Origin of the sequence: Salmonella sp. 741265055_HSA (genome assembly GCF_046569525.1) — a bacterium.
Lineage (GTDB): Bacteria > Pseudomonadota > Gammaproteobacteria > Enterobacterales > Enterobacteriaceae > Salmonella > Salmonella enterica.
The window spans coordinates 56,938-73,873 of sequence record NZ_JBKFSQ010000024.1 but is presented as its reverse complement, the minus strand read 5'-3'; the positions used below and the strand labels follow the sequence as shown (position 1 = coordinate 73,873).

The window sequence follows — 16,936 nt, the reverse complement described above, 5'->3', positions numbered from 1 at the left end:
TGGGGTGAGTGAGCGTAGCCAACACATAAGCGACTTGAAGTATGAAGGGTATATACGTCGAATGACAAAGGCGCTGTATGGTCAGGCGTCTGTCATTTGACGAATGATTAAGGTATCAGGCCGTTTCGTGGCGTCTGTTGTCCTTACGTTATTCTTAAATTGTCAGGATCTCTGGACGCCCGGTCTGAGTCGTGCTAAGTTAGTGTTGACTTCGAATTAAACATACCTTATTAAGTTTGAATCTGGTTTTATCCGTCACTTCCCGTTTTTTCTCGCACGAGAAGTGGAAAGATTCCTGGCTCTTCGCTCATTCCGTCTTGTCGTTTCAGTTCTGCGTACTTTCCTGTGACCAGACAGCGAACAGACATGAGTTGATAGCCGTAAACAGGCATGGATGACCCTGCCATACCATTCACAACATTAAGTTCGAGATTTACCCCAAGTTTAAGAACTCACACCATTATGAATCTTACCGAATTAAAGAATACGCCGGTTTCTGAGCTGATCACTCTCGGCGAAAGTATGGGGCTGGAAAACCTGGCCCGTATGCGCAAGCAGGACATTATTTTTGCCATCCTGAAGCAGCACGCAAAGAGTGGCGAAGATATCTTTGGCGACGGTGTGCTGGAGATATTGCAGGATGGATTTGGTTTCCTCCGTTCTGCAGACAGCTCCTACCTCGCCGGTCCTGATGATATCTACGTTTCCCCCAGCCAAATCCGCCGTTTCAACCTCCGCACTGGTGATACCATTTCTGGTAAGATTCGCCCGCCGAAAGAAGGTGAACGCTATTTTGCGCTGTTGAAAGTTAATGAAGTTAACTACGACAAACCGGAAAACGCCCGTAACAAAATCCTCTTTGAGAACTTAACCCCGCTGCACGCAAACTCTCGTCTGCGTATGGAGCGTGGTAACGGTTCTACCGAAGACTTAACGGCGCGCGTTTTGGATCTGGCTTCGCCGATCGGTCGCGGCCAGCGCGGTCTGATTGTCGCGCCGCCGAAGGCGGGTAAAACCATGCTGCTGCAGAACATCGCGCAGAGTATCGCGTATAACCACCCGGACTGCGTGCTGATGGTGCTGCTGATTGACGAACGTCCGGAAGAAGTGACCGAGATGCAGCGTCTGGTGAAAGGCGAAGTGGTTGCGTCTACCTTTGACGAACCGGCATCCCGCCACGTTCAGGTTGCCGAAATGGTTATCGAGAAGGCGAAACGTCTGGTTGAACACAAGAAAGACGTTATCATCCTGCTCGACTCCATCACCCGTCTGGCGCGTGCCTACAACACCGTGGTGCCGGCTTCCGGTAAAGTACTGACCGGTGGTGTGGACGCTAACGCATTGCATCGTCCGAAGCGTTTCTTCGGCGCGGCGCGTAACGTGGAAGAAGGCGGTAGCCTGACTATCATCGCGACGGCGCTGATCGATACCGGTTCCAAGATGGACGAAGTTATCTACGAAGAGTTTAAAGGCACCGGTAACATGGAGCTGCACCTCTCGCGTAAGATCGCTGAAAAACGCGTCTTTCCGGCTATTGACTACAACCGTTCCGGTACGCGTAAAGAAGAGCTACTCACCACTCAGGAAGAGCTACAGAAAATGTGGATACTGCGTAAAATCATCCATCCGATGGGTGAGATTGACGCGATGGAATTCCTCATTAACAAACTGGCGATGACCAAAACTAATGACGACTTTTTCGAGATGATGAAGCGCTCATAACCTGGTCTTTACCTGAAAACGCCACGTTTTTACGTGGCGTTTTTGTTTTATATCTGTAATCTTAACGACACATTTACAAAACGATGATAAACCGGGTCGGGGCTTCGCCATCCATTCGTTATCGGTATCGTGTGGTTGATATTTAAACAATTCTGCCTGATTCAGAGCAGGGTTTCCCTTCTGAATAAAGGTCTTCATGGTTATACTTCTGGTACTAATTTTATCTGAGAGCACGCATTGTGAATTTACTGACCGTGAGTACTGATCTCATCAGTATTTTTTTATTCACGACACTGTTCCTGTTTTTTGCGCGTAAGGTCGCAAAAAAAATCGGTTTAGTGGATAAACCCAACTTTCGTAAACGCCACCAGGGGCTGATACCGTTGGTTGGAGGGATTTCGGTTTACGCAGGGATTTGCTTCACATTCGGAATCGTTGATCACTATATTCCTCATGCGTCGCTTTATCTTTCTTGTGCGGGCGTACTGGTTTTTATCGGTGCGCTGGACGACCGTTTTGATATCAGCGTGAAGATCCGTGCGACCATACAGGCCGCGATCGGTATCATTATGATGGTATTCGGTAAGCTCTATCTTAGCAGCCTCGGCTATATCTTTGGCTCCTGGGAGATGGTACTCGGTCCCTTCGGTTATTTTCTTACTCTGTTTGCGGTATGGGCGGCGATCAACGCTTTCAATATGGTGGACGGTATTGACGGCCTGTTGGGCGGGCTATCCAGCGTCTCATTCGCGGCGATGGGGCTGATTTTATGGTTTGACGGTCAAACCAGCCTGGCAATATGGTGCTTCGCAATGATCGCCGCGATTCTGCCTTACATTATGCTTAATCTCGGTATTTTGGGGCGGCGTTATAAAGTCTTTATGGGCGATGCCGGTAGTACTCTGATTGGTTTTACCGTTATCTGGATCTTACTGGAAACGACGCAGGGGAAAACTCACCCTATCAGTCCGGTTACCGCGCTATGGATTATCGCTATCCCTCTGATGGATATGGTGGCGATTATGTATCGCCGTCTGCGTAAAGGAATGAGTCCCTTCTCACCTGATCGTCAGCACATTCACCATCTTATCATGCGCGCCGGATTTACCTCTCGTCAGGCGTTTGTACTGATTACGCTTGCCGCCGCCATTCTGGCGGGAGTAGGCGTAGCGGCAGAATATTCTCATTTTGTTCCTGAATGGGTTATGTTGGTGCTCTTTTTGCTAGCATTCTTCCTCTATGGCTACTGCATTAAGCGGGCCTGGAAGGTGGCGAGATTTATTAAGCGTGTGAAGCGTCGCCTGCGCAGGCACCGTGAGAACCGGCCAAACTTAACCAAGTAAATGAGGATGCGATGACACAACCATTACCGGGGGCACGCGCGGTGAGCGCTGAAAATGAACTGGATATTCGCGGGTTGTTTCGTACTTTATGGGCCGGCAAATTCTGGATTATCGGCATTGGCCTGCTATTTGCCCTTATCGCGTTAGCCTATACCTTTTTTGCTCGTCAGGAGTGGAGTGCGACGGCGATCACCGATCGCCCAACCGTAAATATGTTGGGCGGTTATTACTCCCAGCAGCAGTTTCTGCGCAATCTGGATATTAAGACCGACCCCGCTTCTTCCGATAAGCCCTCGGTGATGGATGAAGCGTATAAAGAGTTCATCATGCAACTTGCCTCCTGGGATACGCGCCGCGATTTCTGGTTACAGACGGACTATTACAAGCAGCGAATGGTCGGGAATAGCAAAGCTGATGCGGCGATGCTTGATGAACTGATCAATAACATACAGTTTACGCCCGGCGATTTTACACGCGCCATCAACGACAACGTGAAGCTGATTGCTGAAACTGCGCCGGACGCCAATAATCTGCTGCGTCAGTATGTCGCATTCGCCAGCCAGCGGGCGGCGAGCCATCTGAATGATGAATTAAAAGGTGCCTGGGCTGCGCGTACCGTGCAGATGAAAGCCCAGGTCAAACGGCAGGAGGAGGTTGCGAAAGCGATCTATTCACGTCGTGTAAACAGTATTGAGCAGGCGCTCAAAATTGCGGAACAACATAATATTTCTCGTAGCGCGACGGATGTCCCGGCAGATGAATTACCGGACTCAGAGCTTTTTTTACTCGGTCGCCCTATGTTGCAGGCGCGTCTTGAAAATCTGCAAGCGGTTGGCCCTGCGTTCGATTTGGACTACTTTCAAAATCGGGCAATGTTGAATACGCTTAATGTGGGGCCGACCCTGGACCCTCGTTTTCAGACCTATCGTTATTTGCGTACGCCGGAAGAACCGGTAAAACGTGATAGCCCACGCCGAGCCTTCCTGATGATTATGTGGGGTATCGTTGGGGCGCTAATCGGTGCGGGCGTTGCCTTAACCCGTCGCCGCACGATTTAGCAACACCTCTGCAGTAGGGGGCTGGGCCCCTACTGTCTATTCGAAGAGAATCGATGTGAAAGTACTGACTGTATTTGGTACACGACCGGAGGCCATTAAGATGGCGCCTCTGGTCCATGCGCTGGAAAAAGATCCTCATTTCGAGGCCAAAGTATGCGTTACTGCGCAGCATCGGGAGATGCTTGATCAGGTATTAACTCTTTTTTCTATTGTGCCTGATTTCGATCTCAACATTATGCAGCCGGGACAGGGGTTGACGGAAATTACCTGCCGAATTCTGGAGGGATTAAAGCCGATCCTGGCAGATTTTAAACCTGATGTGGTGCTGGTTCATGGCGATACCACCACTACGATTGCTACCAGCCTGGCGGCTTTCTATCAACGAATTCCGGTAGGGCACGTAGAAGCCGGGTTGCGAACCGGCGATCTCTATTCCCCCTGGCCGGAAGAGGCAAACCGCACGCTGACCGGACATCTGGCGATGTACCACTTTGCGCCGACGGAAAACTCGCGGCAGAATCTGTTGCGGGAGAACATTCCGGATGAGCGCATTTTTGTCACTGGCAATACCGTTATTGACGCGCTGATCTGGGTACGCGATCGCGTTCTGGCGAGCGATACATTACAGGCTGAACTGGCCGAGCAGTATCCTTTCCTCAATGTGAATAAGAAGATGATTTTGGTGACCGGTCATCGGCGTGAAAGCTTTGGTCAGGGCTTTGAGCATATCTGCCAGGCGCTGGCGGAAATCGCCGCCGCGAACCAGAATGTGCAAATTGTCTATCCGGTGCATCTCAATCCCAACGTCAGCGAACCTGTCAACCGTATCCTCGGCCATGTTGAAAACGTGGTACTGATTGAGCCGCAGGACTACTTACCTTTTGTCTGGCTGATGAATCACGCCTGGCTCATTCTGACCGATTCCGGCGGTATTCAGGAAGAAGCGCCGTCATTAGGTAAGCCGGTATTGGTCATGCGTGAAACCACAGAGCGTCCGGAAGCCATTACCGCTGGTACGGTAAGACTGATCGGCACGGACTCCCGGCGCATTGTGGCGGAAGTTATGCGTCTGCTGCACGACGAAAATGAATATCAAACCATGAGCCGCGCCCATAATCCTTATGGTGACGGGCAATCATGCGCGCGCATTTTACAGGCGTTAAAAAGTTATCGGGTATCGTTATGAGTTTTACGACCATTTCTGTTATTGGGCTGGGGTATATCGGATTACCGACTGCGGCCGCTTTTGCTTCCCGCCAGAAGCAGGTTATCGGCGTGGATATCAACCAACATGCAGTAGACACCATAAATCGCGGTGAAATTCACATCGTGGAGCCGGCGTTGGGCAATGTGGTGAAGATGGCGGTGGAAGGCGGCTTTCTGCGTGCGACGACGACACCTGTCGAAGCCGATGCGTACCTGATTGCCGTGCCGACGCCATTCAAAGGCGATCACGACCCTGATATGGCCTATGTGGAAGCCGCGGCGAAATCCATTGCGCCGGTATTAAAAAAAGGGGCACTGGTGATTCTGGAATCAACATCGCCGGTCGGCGCAACGGAGCAAATGGCTGGCTGGCTGGCCGGGATGCGCCCGGATCTGACCTTTCCCCAGCAGGTGGGCGAGCAGGCCGACGTGAATATCGCCTATTGTCCGGAGCGTGTGCTGCCGGGGCAGGTGATGGTGGAACTCATTAAAAATGACCGCGTGATTGGCGGTATGACGCCAGTATGTTCGGCTCGCGCCAGCGCGCTGTACAAAATTTTCCTTGAGGGCGAATGCATTGTCACCAACTCGCGCACCGCAGAGATGTGCAAGCTGACGGAAAATAGCTTCCGTGATGTGAATATTGCCTTTGCGAATGAATTGTCGCTGATTTGCGCCGATCAGGGGATTAACGTCTGGGAATTGATCCGTCTGGCGAACCGCCATCCGCGCGTCAATATTTTGCAGCCGGGCCCAGGCGTTGGCGGGCACTGCATTGCGGTCGATCCGTGGTTTATTGTGGCGCAAAATCCGCAGCAGGCGAGACTGATTCGCACCGCGCGTGAAGTGAACGACGGCAAACCGCACTGGGTGGTCGATCAGGTAAAAACCGCGGTCGCAGATTGCTTGGCGGCCACCGATAAACGCGCCAGCGAAGTGAAAATCGCCTGTTTTGGGCTGGCCTTTAAGCCGAATATCGACGATCTGCGCGAAAGCCCGGCGATGGGGATCGCGCAAAGTATCGCCCGCTGGCACAGCGGCGAAACCCTGGTCGTCGAACCGAATATCCGTCAGTTGCCGAAAAAATTGGACGGACTTTGCACGCTGGCGAAACTGGACGCGGCGCTGGCCGCCGCCGATGTGCTGGTGATGCTGGTCGATCACGACGAATTTAAAGCGATTCCCGGCGATGCGGTTCTTCAACGTTATGTGGTGGATACCAAAGGAGTCTGGCGCTGATGAAACGGATTCTGGTGACCGGCGGCGCAGGCTTTATCGGATCTGCGGTGGTGCGGCATATCATCCATGAAACGGCAGACGCGGTGGTGGTGGTGGATAAACTCACCTATGCGGGCAACCTGATGTCTCTGGCATCGGTGGCGCAAAGCGACCGTTTCGCCTTTGAGAAGGTGGATATCTGCGATCGGGCATCACTGGAGCGAGTTTTCCAGCAGTATCAGCCCGATAGCGTGATGCACCTGGCGGCGGAAAGCCATGTAGACCGTTCTATCGACGGCCCCGCGGCGTTTATTGAAACTAATATCGTTGGTACTTACACCTTGCTGGAAGCCGCTCGCGCTTACTGGTCCGCGCTTGACGCGGACGCTAAAGCGGCGTTCCGCTTCCACCATATCTCTACCGATGAAGTGTATGGCGACCTGCATACCGCAGACGATTTCTTCACCGAAACCACGCCATATGCGCCAAGCAGCCCTTATTCCGCCTCCAAAGCCAGCAGCGACCATCTGGTACGCGCCTGGTTACGTACCTACGGTCTGCCTACGCTTGTCACCAACTGCTCTAATAACTACGGGCCCTACCATTTCCCGGAAAAACTGATCCCGCTGATGATTCTGAACGCGCTGGCGGGTAAACCATTGCCGGTCTATGGCAACGGTCAGCAAATTCGCGACTGGCTGTATGTGGAGGATCATGCCCGTGCGTTGTATCACGTGGTGACGAACGGCGCGGTGGGCGAAACGTATAATATCGGCGGTCATAACGAACGTAAAAATCTGGATGTGGTCAGGACGATCTGCGCTCTGTTGGAGGAACTGGCCCCTCAAAAACCGCAGGGTGTAGCGAATTATCACGATCTGATTACCTTCGTCGACGATCGACCCGGCCATGACTTACGCTATGCCATCGACGCGTCGAAAATCGCCCGCGAGCTGGGCTGGACGCCGCAGGAAACCTTCGAAAGCGGGATGCGAAAAACCGTTCAGTGGTATCTCGCCAATGAGGCCTGGTGGAAACCCGTGCAGGATGGCACTTATCAGGGCGAACGCTTAGGGCTGCAACGCTAAACGGCAGGTTCTTACTCCTGGAGGAGAAACGAATGAAAGGCATCATTCTGGCGGGAGGTTCCGGTACCCGGTTGCATCCCATTACGCGCGGCGTATCAAAGCAGCTTCTGCCCGTCTACGACAAACCGATGATTTACTATCCGTTATCGGTGCTAATGCTGGCGGGCATTCGTGAGATCCTGATCATCACCACGCCGGAGGATAAACGCGACTTTCAGCGTTTGTTGGGCGACGGCGCAGCATTCGGTATCGATTTACATTATGCCGAGCAGCCCAGCCCGGATGGGCTGGCGCAGGCCTTTATCATTGGCGAAACGTTCCTCAACGGTGAACCCTCATGCCTGGTATTGGGCGACAATATCTTTTTTGGTCAGGGCTTTAGCCCCAAACTCCGTCAGGTCGCGGCGCGTACCGAAGGCGCCACAGTATTTGGCTATCAGGTCATGGACCCGGAACGCTTTGGCGTCGTGGAGTTTGACGATGATTTTCACGCGCTCTCGCTGGAAGAAAAGCCGAAACAGCCTAAATCTAACTGGGCGGTCACCGGCCTCTATTTCTATGACAGCAAGGTCGTCGAGTATGCGAAGCGCGTGAAACCGTCCGGGCGTGGCGAGCTGGAGATCACTTCTATCAACCAGATGTATCTGGAGGAAGGTAAGCTGACCGTTGAACTGCTGGGCCGCGGCTTCGCCTGGCTGGATACGGGCACCCACGACAGTCTGATTGAGGCGAGCACTTTTGTGCAGACGGTGGAAAAGCGCCAGGGCTTCAAAATTGCCTGTCTGGAGGAGATTGCCTGGCGCAACGGCTGGCTGGATGATGATGGTTTGAAACGCGCCGCCAGTCAGCTTGAAAAAACCGGCTATGGCCAATATTTACTGGAGTTGCTCCGTGCCCGTCCGCGCCAGTATTGAACCGTTACTCTGGGAAAATACGTTCTTTGGCGTGAATAGCGGCATTGTGCGTATCGATGCCTCAGCGCCCGAATTAACGCCAGAAGCGCTGCAGGCGTGGCAACGCGTGCAGGTAAAAGTGCCGGCTGAAAACATCGCCTGGCTGTCGGCGTTGCAATCGCTGGGATTCTCTTTGGTTGAAGGCGAGGTGGATTTTGCGTTGCCGGTAAAAGGGCATCGCGACCAGCATGGCGCGGAAATTGCACATCTTAAAGACATTCCTGCTTTGCGTCAGTTGGCCGGAGAGGCGTTTACGCAGAGTCGTTTTCGCGCGCCGTGGTATGCGCCCGACGCCAGCGCCCGTTTTTACGCCCAGTGGATTGAGAATGCGGTACGCGGCACGTTTGATCACCAATGCCTGGTGCTTCGCACGGAGACAGGCGCTATCCGCGGTTACGTCTCGCTGCGGGAATTGAATGATACCGACGCGCGCATCGGTCTGTTGGCCGGACGCGGCGCGGGAGCGGAACTTATGCAGGCGGCGATCTGTTGGGCGCAGAGTCGCGGCAAAGCAACATTGCGGGTGGCGACCCAGTTGGGCAACACCGCCGCGCTTAAACGTTACATACAAAGCGGTGCCAACATCGAAAGCACTGCGTACTGGTTATACAGGTGACAACATGATTCCTTTTAATGCGCCGCCGGTGGTGGGAACCGAACTCGAATACATGCAGTCTGCAATGAGCAGCGGCAAACTGTGCGGCGACGGCGGCTTTACGCGTCGTTGCCAGCAGTGGCTGGAGCAACATTTCGGCAGCGCGAAGGTGTTGCTGACGCCTTCCTGTACCGCATCACTGGAGATGGCGGCTCTGTTGTTGGATATTCAGCCCGGCGATGAAGTGATCATGCCGAGCTTTACGTTTGTCTCCACCGCTAACGCTTTTGTCCTGCGCGGCGCGAAAATTGTGTTTGTCGATATTCGTCCGGATACGATGAATATTGACGAAACGCTGATTGAGGCGGCGATTACTGATAAAACCCGCGCTATCGTGCCGGTACACTACGCTGGCGTCGCTTGTGAAATGGACGTCATCATGGCGCTGGCGGATAAGTATAATCTGTTCGTTGTCGAGGATGCCGCCCAGGGCGTGATGTCCACGTACAAAGGGCGCGCGTTAGGAACGATCGGTCACATCGGCTGTTTTAGCTTCCATGAAACCAAAAATTACACCGCTGGCGGCGAAGGCGGCGCGACGCTGATCAACGATCGTACGCTGATTGAACGCGCGGAGATCATCCGCGAAAAAGGCACCAACCGTAGCCAGTTCTTCCGTGGTCAGGTGGACAAATACACCTGGCGGGATATCGGCTCCAGTTATTTGATGTCCGATCTGCAGGCTGCCTACCTGTGGGCGCAACTGGAGGCCGCCGATCGTATCAATCAACAGCGTCTGTCGCTGTGGCAGACTTACTACGATGCGTTAACGCCGCTGGCGCGCGCCGGGCGTATCGAGCTGCCTTCTATTCCGGAAAACTGCGGGCATAATGCCCACATGTTTTACATCAAACTGCGGGATATCACCGATCGCAGCGCGCTGATTAATTTCCTGAAAGAGGCGGAAATCATGGCGGTATTCCATTACATTCCGCTGCATGATTGTCCGGCGGGCGATAAATTCGGCGAGTTTATCGGGGACGATGTCTACACCACAAAAGAGAGCGAACGTTTGTTGCGTCTGCCGCTGTTTTATAACCTTGCGCCCGTCGATCAACGAACGGTGATTACTACCTTGCTAAATTATTTCTCCTGATATGTCGCTTGCTAAAGCCTCCCTGTGGACGGCGGTCAGTACGCTGGTAAAAATTGGCGCCGGACTGCTGGTGGTGAAACTACTGGCCGTCTCTTTTGGTCCGGCGGGCGTCGGACAAGCGGGTAACTTCCGCCAGATGATCACCGTGCTGGGCGTATTGGCTGGCGCGGGGATATTTAACGGCGTTACCAAACTCGTCGCACAACATCATGATGACCCGGCGCAGTTACGTACCGTGGTGGGAACCTCCTCCGCGATGGTATTGGGGTTCTCTACGCTGCTGGCGCTGGTCTTCCTGCTGGCGGCGGCGCCGATTAGCCAGGGACTGTTCGGTCATACGGACTATCAAGGGCTGGTGCGTCTGGTTGCGCTGGTACAAATGGGGATCGCCTGGGCGAACCTGCTGCTGGCGCTAATGAAGGGCTTTCGTGACGCGTCGGGTAATGCCTTATCGTTAATTGTCGGCAGCTTTTTGGGCGTCGCCGCCTGGTATCTCTGCTACCGTGTCGGCGGCTATGAAGGCGCTCTGCTTGGCCTGGCGCTGGTGCCGGCGCTGGTGGTAGTGCCTGCCGGTATAATACTGATTAAGCGCGGCACCGTCCCGCTACGCTATCTCAAGCCCTCCTGGGATAACGGTCTGGCAGGGCAGCTCAGTAAATTTACCCTGATGGCGCTGATTACCTCCGTTACGATGCCGGTCGCCTATGTGATGATGCGAAACCAACTGGCCGCGCACTATAGCTGGAGCGATGTCGGGATCTGGCAGGGCGTGAGCAGTATTTCTGACGCCTATCTGCAATTTATCACCGCCTCCTTCAGCGTTTACCTGTTACCCACGCTCTCACGCCTGACGGAAAAACAGGACATTACGCGTGAAGTGGTAAAAGCGCTGAAATTTGTTTTACCGGCGGTCGCGGCGGCGAGTTTTACCGTCTGGCTACTGCGCGATTTTGCTATCTGGCTGCTTTTTTCCGCCAAATTCACCGCGATGCGCGATCTGTTCGCCTGGCAGTTAGTGGGCGACGTGCTGAAAGTTGGCGCCTATGTTTTCGGTTATGTGGTGATTGCTAAAGCGTCGTTGCGATTTTACATTCTGGCCGAAATTAGCCAGTTCATTCTGTTAACGGCGTTCGCTCACTGGCTGATTCCCGCTCACGGCGCGCTGGGCGCGGCACAGGCTTATATGGCCACCTATATTGTCTATTTTTCACTTTGTTGCGGCGTATTTTTACTCTGGCGTAGGCGAGCATGACTGTACTGATTCACGTCCTGGGATCGGATATCCCTCACCATAACCACACCGTGCTGCGGTTTTTCAATGATACGCTGGCCGCCACAAGCGAGCACGCGCGCGAATTTATGGTTGCTGGCGAAGATAACGGCTTCACGGAAAGCTGTCCGGCGCTCTCGCTTCGTTTTTATGGCAGTAAGAAAGCGCTGGCGCAGGCGGTGATCGCCAAAGCGAAAGCAAATCGTCGACAGAGATTCTTCTTTCACGGTCAGTTCAACACCAGCCTGTGGCTGGCGCTGTTAAGCGGCGGTATTAAGCCAGCTCAGTTTTACTGGCATATCTGGGGCGCGGATCTCTACGAAGTGTCCCACGGGCTGAAATTCCGTCTTTTCTACCCGCTTCGTCGTATCGCGCAGGGACGAGTAGGGGGCGTATTCGCGACGCGCGGCGATCTCAGCTATTTTGCGCGCCAGCACCCGGGCGTACGCGGCGAGTTGCTCTATTTCCCGACGCGCATGGACCCTTCCCTGAATGCTGTGGCAAAAGAGCGCCAACGTGCGGGGAAATTGACCATTTTGGTAGGGAACTCCGGCGATCGCAGTAACCAACATATTGCGGCATTACGGGCGGTGTATCAGCAGTTTGGTGATACGGTAAACGTGGTGGTGCCGATGGGCTATCCGGCCAATAACCAGGCCTATATTGATGAGGTTCGTCAGGCCGGTCTGGCGCTATTTAGCGCCGAAAATCTACAAATTCTTAGCGAAAAAATGGAATTTGATGCCTATCTTGCGCTGTTGCGCCAGTGCGACCTCGGTTATTTTATTTTCGCCCGCCAACAGGGGATCGGGACGTTGTGTCTGCTAATTCAGGCCGATATCCCGTGCGTGTTGAATCGCGACAATCCTTTCTGGCAGGATATGGCGGAACAGCATCTGCCCGTCCTGTTTACCACGGACGATCTTAATGAGCAGGTCGTGCGCGAGGCGCAGCGTCAGCTCGCATCGGTAGATAAAAGCGGCATCACCTTCTTTAGCCCCAACTACCTGCAACCGTGGCATAATGCGTTGAGAATCGCCGCAGGAGAAGCCGAATGAGTTTAATGCAATTCAGCGGGCTGCTGGTGGTCTGGCTGCTCTCTACGCTGTTTATCGCCACGCTGACCTGGTTTGAATTCCGCCGCGTGCGTTTTAACTTCAACGTTTTCTTTTCGTTGCTGTTTTTGTTGACCTTCTTTTTTGGTTTTCCGCTAACCAGCGTGCTGGTATTTCGTTTCGACGTTGGCGTCGCGCCGCCGGAAATCTTATTGCAGGCTCTATTATCCGCCGCCTGTTTCTACGGCGTGTATTACGTGACCTATAAAACGCGTTTACGCAAACGCGTTGTGGATGTACCACGCAAGCCGCTATTTACCATGAACCGGGTGGAAACCCACCTTACCTGGGTGATCCTGATGGGCATCGCGCTGGTGAGCGTGGCGATTTTCTTTATGCATAACGGCTTTTTGCTGTTCCGGCTGCACTCCTACAGCCAGATCTTTTCCAGCGAAGTCTCCGGCGTGGCGTTAAAACGGTTCTTCTATTTCTTCATTCCGGCGATGCTGGTGGTCTATTTCCTGCGCCAGGACAGCAAAGCGTGGCTGTTCTTTCTGGTGAGCACCGTCGCGTTTGGCCTGTTGACCTACATGATTGTCGGCGGCACGCGCGCCAACATCATTATTGCGTTTGCTATCTTCCTGTTTATCGGCATTATTCGGGGCTGGATCAGCCTGTGGATGCTGGTGGCGGCGGGCGTGCTGGGGATTGTCGGTATGTTCTGGCTGGCGCTCAAACGCTACGGATTAAATGTGAGCGGCGATGAGGCGTTCTATACGTTTCTTTATCTGACGCGCGATACCTTTTCGCCGTGGGAGAATCTGGCGCTGCTGTTGCAATATTACCACAATATTGATTTTCAGGGGCTGGCCCCTATCGTGCGTGATTTCTACGTCTTTATTCCCACCTGGTTATGGCCGGGACGACCCAGTATCGTGCTGAATTCTGCGAATTACTTCACCTGGGAAGTCCTGAACAACCATTCTGGCCTGGCGATATCGCCAACGCTTATCGGATCGCTGGTGGTCATGGGCGGGGCGCTGTTTATTCCGCTCGGCGCGATCGTCGTCGGGTTGATTATCAAATGGTTCGACTGGCTGTATGAACTGGGTAACCGGGAGCCCAATCGTTATAAGGCGGCGATTCTGCACAGTTTCTGCTTTGGCGCCATCTTTAATATGATTGTGCTGGCGCGAGAAGGGCTGGATTCGTTTGTTTCGCGCGTGGTTTTCTTCCTGGTGGTTTTTGGCGCCAGCCTGCTGGTCGCTAAGCTTCTGTTCTGGTTATTTGATAGCGCCGGACTGATTCATAAACGTACAACTTCGCTCCCTCAGGCACAGGTGGAAGGAAAACTATGACCAACAATGCCGCTGCGCCCCTTTACTTGCTGCGTGGATTACCTCTGATTGGCTGGCGCGACATGTCACATGCGCTGAATTATCTGTTTGCCGATGGACAACTGAAGCAAGGCACGTTGGTGGCGATCAACGCCGAAAAGCTGCTGACGGCGGAAGATAATCCGGAAGTCCGCGCGTTGATAGCGGCGGCGGAATTTAAATATGCCGATGGCATCAGCGTGGTGCGTTCAATACGTAAAAAATTTCCGCAGGCGCAGGTTTCTCGTGTGGCTGGCGCCGACCTTTGGGAAGCGTTAATGGCGCGCGCGGGTAAAGAAGGCACGCCGGTATTTCTTGTCGGCGGCAAGCCTGAGGTGCTGGCGCAGACGGAAGCAAAACTGCGGACGCAGTGGAACGTCAATATTGTGGGTAGCCAGGATGGTTACTTTACGCCGGAGCAGCGTCAGGCGCTATTTGCGCGTATCCATGCCAGCGGCGCGAAAATTGTCACCGTCGCGATGGGATCGCCAAAACAGGAATTGCTCATGCGCGATTGTCGGGAAGTGCATCCCCATGCGCTATATATGGGGGTGGGCGGTACCTATGATGTGTTTACCGGTCACGTCAAACGCGCCCCAAAAATATGGCAGAACCTGGGGCTGGAGTGGTTGTATCGTCTGCTTTCTCAACCGAGGCGTATTACCCGCCAGATGCGCCTGCTGCGCTACCTTCGCTGGCACTATACTGGCGATCTCTAATTCTCCCTTCTGATGACTTGAGCAGCGGATTGTGCTTATGGCGCTGCTCATTTACAACATAATCGATGATTTCTTACACAATAAGTGCATTTTTTTAATGCTCCATTTGCCATTTGTCCAAATTTAAGAAAATATTCGCAACAATCGATGTACCCATAACAATAACCGGTACTACCGGAACCGTTGCAAACACGACATGAGGATTTATGGCAGAGAAAAAACCGGAGCTACAGCGTGGGCTGGAAGCTCGTCATATTGAATTGATTGCCCTCGGGGGCACCATCGGCGTCGGACTCTTTATGGGCGCCGCCAGTACGCTGAAATGGGCGGGCCCGTCAGTGCTGCTGGCGTATATCATCGCCGGATTGTTCGTCTTTTTCATTATGCGTTCGATGGGGGAGATGCTCTTTCTGGAACCTGTTACCGGCTCCTTTGCCGTGTACGCCCACCGGTATATGAGTCCTTTTTTTGGCTATCTTACCGCCTGGTCATACTGGTTTATGTGGATGGCGGTCGGGATCTCGGAAATTACCGCCATTGGGGTCTACGTCCAGTTCTGGTTTCCGGAGATGGCGCAGTGGATACCGGCGCTGATTGCCGTCGGACTGGTCGCGTTGGCGAATCTGGCTGCGGTGCGCCTGTATGGTGAAATCGAATTCTGGTTTGCGATGATCAAAGTCACCACGATTATTGTGATGATCATCATCGGTCTGGGGGTGATTTTCTTCGGCTTTGGTAACGGCAGCCAGGCGATTGGCTTTGGTAATCTGACCGAGCATGGCGGCTTTTTTGCCGGCGGCTGGAAAGGCTTTCTGACCGCATTATGTATCGTGGTGGCCTCTTATCAGGGGGTTGAGTTGATCGGTATTACCGCCGGTGAAGCGAAGAATCCGCAGGTGACGTTGCGTAGCGCGGTGGGTAAAGTGCTGTGGCGTATCCTGATTTTTTATGTTGGCGCGATTTTCGTGATCGTCACCATTTTCCCGTGGAATGAGATTGGCAGCAACGGCAGTCCCTTTGTGCTCACCTTCGCGAAAATCGGCATCACCGCCGCGGCGGGCATTATCAACTTTGTCGTGCTGACGGCGGCGCTCTCCGGCTGTAACAGCGGAATGTATAGCTGTGGGCGTATGCTTTACGCGCTGGCGAAAAACCGTCAACTGCCGGCGGCAGTCGCGAAAGTCTCTCGCCACGGTGTGCCGGTCGCGGGCGTGGCGCTCTCTATTTTGATTTTGCTGGTAGGTTCTTGCCTGAACTACATCATCCCCAATCCGCAGCGCGTCTTTGTTTACGTTTATAGCGCCAGCGTACTGCCGGGGATGGTGCCGTGGTTTGTCATTCTGATTAGCCAACTGCGCTTTCGCCGGGCGCATAAAGAAGCGATTGCGGATCATCCTTTTCGTTCCATTATGTTCCCGTGGGCGAACTATTTGACGATGGCGTTTCTGGTTTGCGTTTTAATCGGCATGTACTTTAATGAAGATACGCGCATGTCGCTGTTTGTCGGCGTCATCTTCCTGCTGGCCGTCACGCTGGTCTACAAAGTTTTCGGTCTGAATCGTCACGGAACCGCCCACAAGGTGGGGGAATAAGCGCCAAAATGCGCAAAGCATAACCAAACGCGCATTTTATTTAAAAAGGCACTGGACAGCGGGGTGTGAAGTCCGTATTATCCACCCCCGCAACGGCGCTAAGCGCCCGTAGCTCAGCTGGATAGAGCGCTGCCCTCCGGAGGCAGAGGTCTCAGGTTCGAATCCTGTCGGGCGTACCATTTATTTAGGTGCTTGAGCTGCGGTGGTTTAATACCGCGTAAAAAGTTTCAGTGGTGGCTATAGCTCAGTTGGTAGAGCCCTGGATTGTGATTCCAGTTGTCGTGGGTTCGAATCCCATTAGCCACCCCATTAATATAGAGTTGTGAAACGCGAAGGTGGCGGAATTGGTAGACGCGCTAGCTTCAGGTGTTAGTGTCCTTACGGACGTGGGGGTTCAAGTCCCCCCCCTCGCACCACGACTCAATGAATTGAACTAAAAATTCAAAAAAGCAGTATTTCGGCGAGTAGCGCAGCTTGGTAGCGCAACTGGTTTGGGACCAGTGGGTCGGAGGTTCGAATCCTCTCTCGCCGACCAATTTTGAACCCCGCTTCGGCGGGGTTTTTTGTTTTCTGTCCATTTTCAAC

General features: G+C 53.4%; 15 protein-coding genes and 4 tRNA genes. All 19 read left to right on the top strand.

What is annotated here, in order from left to right:
• The first annotated feature begins 291 nt into the window (after nucleotides 1-291).
• The 19 genes from ACLD4K_RS14475 (at nucleotide 292) to ACLD4K_RS14385 (ending at nucleotide 16,886) form a co-directional block, all read left to right on the top strand.
• Nucleotides 292-375 carry a rho operon leader peptide gene (locus ACLD4K_RS14475; protein ID WP_134820045.1) on the top strand — a complete coding sequence of 28 codons (84 nt, stop codon included), beginning with the start codon at nucleotides 292-294 and terminating at the stop codon, nucleotides 373-375.
• An 87-nt stretch (nucleotides 376-462) separates the two neighbouring features.
• Nucleotides 463-1,722 (top strand): transcription termination factor Rho, encoded by a 1,260-nt coding sequence (gene rho / locus ACLD4K_RS14470; RefSeq protein WP_001054532.1) that lies wholly within the window; start codon nucleotides 463-465, stop codon nucleotides 1,720-1,722.
• A 239-nt stretch (nucleotides 1,723-1,961) separates the two neighbouring features.
• Complete coding sequence (gene wecA, locus ACLD4K_RS14465) at nucleotides 1,962-3,065, top strand: UDP-N-acetylglucosamine--undecaprenyl-phosphate N-acetylglucosaminephosphotransferase (protein ID WP_411012052.1); 1,104 nt, start codon at nucleotides 1,962-1,964, stop codon at nucleotides 3,063-3,065.
• 11 nt (nucleotides 3,066-3,076) lie between these two features.
• Entirely contained in the window at nucleotides 3,077-4,123 is a 1,047-nt protein-coding gene (gene wzzE, locus ACLD4K_RS14460; RefSeq protein ID WP_000193413.1) for an ECA polysaccharide chain length modulation protein, read from the top strand.
• Nucleotides 4,124-4,178: 55 nt separating this feature from the next.
• Nucleotides 4,179-5,309: a UDP-N-acetyl glucosamine 2-epimerase gene (gene wecB / locus ACLD4K_RS14455; RefSeq protein WP_411012051.1), complete on the top strand. Its 1,131-nt coding sequence runs from the start codon at nucleotides 4,179-4,181 to the stop codon at nucleotides 5,307-5,309.
• Nucleotides 5,306-6,568: a UDP-N-acetyl-D-mannosamine dehydrogenase gene (gene wecC / locus ACLD4K_RS14450; protein WP_411012050.1), complete on the top strand. Its 1,263-nt coding sequence runs from the start codon at nucleotides 5,306-5,308 to the stop codon at nucleotides 6,566-6,568. The genes wecB and wecC overlap by 4 nt, the downstream gene beginning before the upstream one ends.
• The gene (rffG, locus tag ACLD4K_RS14445; protein ID WP_411012049.1) at nucleotides 6,568-7,635 is read left to right on the top strand and encodes a dTDP-glucose 4,6-dehydratase; all 1,068 of its coding nucleotides are present in this window, start codon (nucleotides 6,568-6,570) and stop codon (nucleotides 7,633-7,635) included. Before wecC ends, rffG begins: the two co-directional genes overlap by 1 nt.
• Before the next feature lie 32 nt (nucleotides 7,636-7,667).
• A complete protein-coding gene (gene rfbA / locus ACLD4K_RS14440) occupies nucleotides 7,668-8,549 on the top strand; it encodes a glucose-1-phosphate thymidylyltransferase RfbA (RefSeq protein ID WP_411012048.1) in 882 nt (293 codons plus the stop codon).
• On the top strand, nucleotides 8,527-9,204 hold the full coding sequence (gene rffC, locus ACLD4K_RS14435) for a dTDP-4-amino-4,6-dideoxy-D-galactose acyltransferase (protein WP_001145154.1): 678 nt from the start codon (nucleotides 8,527-8,529) through the stop codon (nucleotides 9,202-9,204). The genes rfbA and rffC overlap by 23 nt, the downstream gene beginning before the upstream one ends.
• Nucleotides 9,205-9,208: 4 nt before the next feature.
• The gene (gene rffA / locus ACLD4K_RS14430; RefSeq protein WP_023219572.1) at nucleotides 9,209-10,339 is read left to right on the top strand and encodes a dTDP-4-amino-4,6-dideoxygalactose transaminase; all 1,131 of its coding nucleotides are present in this window, start codon (nucleotides 9,209-9,211) and stop codon (nucleotides 10,337-10,339) included.
• Nucleotide 10,340: 1 nt separating this feature from the next.
• Nucleotides 10,341-11,591 (top strand): lipid III flippase WzxE, encoded by a 1,251-nt coding sequence (gene wzxE / locus ACLD4K_RS14425; protein ID WP_411012047.1) that lies wholly within the window; start codon nucleotides 10,341-10,343, stop codon nucleotides 11,589-11,591.
• Nucleotides 11,588-12,667 carry a TDP-N-acetylfucosamine:lipid II N-acetylfucosaminyltransferase gene (locus ACLD4K_RS14420; RefSeq protein ID WP_411012046.1) on the top strand — a complete coding sequence of 360 codons (1,080 nt, stop codon included), beginning with the start codon at nucleotides 11,588-11,590 and terminating at the stop codon, nucleotides 12,665-12,667. The genes wzxE and ACLD4K_RS14420 overlap by 4 nt, the downstream gene beginning before the upstream one ends.
• Nucleotides 12,664-14,022, top strand: a complete 1,359-nt coding sequence (wzyE, locus tag ACLD4K_RS14415) for an ECA oligosaccharide polymerase (protein ID WP_411012045.1) — start codon at nucleotides 12,664-12,666, stop codon at nucleotides 14,020-14,022. Before ACLD4K_RS14420 ends, wzyE begins: the two co-directional genes overlap by 4 nt.
• Complete coding sequence (gene wecG / locus ACLD4K_RS14410; protein ID WP_411012044.1) at nucleotides 14,019-14,759, top strand: lipopolysaccharide N-acetylmannosaminouronosyltransferase; 741 nt, start codon at nucleotides 14,019-14,021, stop codon at nucleotides 14,757-14,759. The genes wzyE and wecG overlap by 4 nt, the downstream gene beginning before the upstream one ends.
• 206 nt (nucleotides 14,760-14,965) lie before the next feature.
• On the top strand, nucleotides 14,966-16,351 hold the full coding sequence (gene thrP / locus ACLD4K_RS14405) for a bifunctional threonine/serine APC transporter ThrP (RefSeq protein ID WP_411012043.1): 1,386 nt from the start codon (nucleotides 14,966-14,968) through the stop codon (nucleotides 16,349-16,351).
• 102 nt (nucleotides 16,352-16,453) lie between these two features.
• Nucleotides 16,454-16,530: transfer RNA gene (locus ACLD4K_RS14400), tRNA-Arg, on the top strand.
• A gap of 54 nt (nucleotides 16,531-16,584) precedes the next feature.
• Nucleotides 16,585-16,660 (top strand) — tRNA-His (locus ACLD4K_RS14395).
• A gap of 20 nt (nucleotides 16,661-16,680) precedes the next feature.
• A tRNA-Leu gene (locus ACLD4K_RS14390) sits at nucleotides 16,681-16,767 on the top strand.
• A gap of 42 nt (nucleotides 16,768-16,809) precedes the next feature.
• A tRNA-Pro gene (locus ACLD4K_RS14385) sits at nucleotides 16,810-16,886 on the top strand.
• Nucleotides 16,887-16,936: the final 50 nt, after the last annotated feature.

Bases quoted from the DNA above. Each gene is read 5' to 3' on its own strand.
- rho (WP_001054532.1), top strand. From the start codon at position 463: ATGAATCTTACCGAATTAAAGAATACGCCGGTTTCTGAGCTGATCACT.
- wzyE (WP_411012045.1), top strand. From the start codon at position 12,664: ATGAGTTTAATGCAATTCAGCGGGCTGCTGGTGGTCTGGCTGCTCTCT.
- ACLD4K_RS14420 (WP_411012046.1), top strand. From the start codon at position 11,588: ATGACTGTACTGATTCACGTCCTGGGATCGGATATCCCTCACCATAAC.
- wecC (WP_411012050.1), top strand. From the start codon at position 5,306: ATGAGTTTTACGACCATTTCTGTTATTGGGCTGGGGTATATCGGATTA.
- rfbA (WP_411012048.1), top strand. From the start codon at position 7,668: ATGAAAGGCATCATTCTGGCGGGAGGTTCCGGTACCCGGTTGCATCCC.
- rffA (WP_023219572.1), top strand. From the start codon at position 9,209: ATGATTCCTTTTAATGCGCCGCCGGTGGTGGGAACCGAACTCGAATAC.
- wecG (WP_411012044.1), top strand. From the start codon at position 14,019: ATGACCAACAATGCCGCTGCGCCCCTTTACTTGCTGCGTGGATTACCT.
- rffG (WP_411012049.1), top strand. From the start codon at position 6,568: ATGAAACGGATTCTGGTGACCGGCGGCGCAGGCTTTATCGGATCTGCG.
- wzzE (WP_000193413.1), top strand. From the start codon at position 3,077: ATGACACAACCATTACCGGGGGCACGCGCGGTGAGCGCTGAAAATGAA.
- thrP (WP_411012043.1), top strand. From the start codon at position 14,966: ATGGCAGAGAAAAAACCGGAGCTACAGCGTGGGCTGGAAGCTCGTCAT.
- wzxE (WP_411012047.1), top strand. From the start codon at position 10,341: ATGTCGCTTGCTAAAGCCTCCCTGTGGACGGCGGTCAGTACGCTGGTA.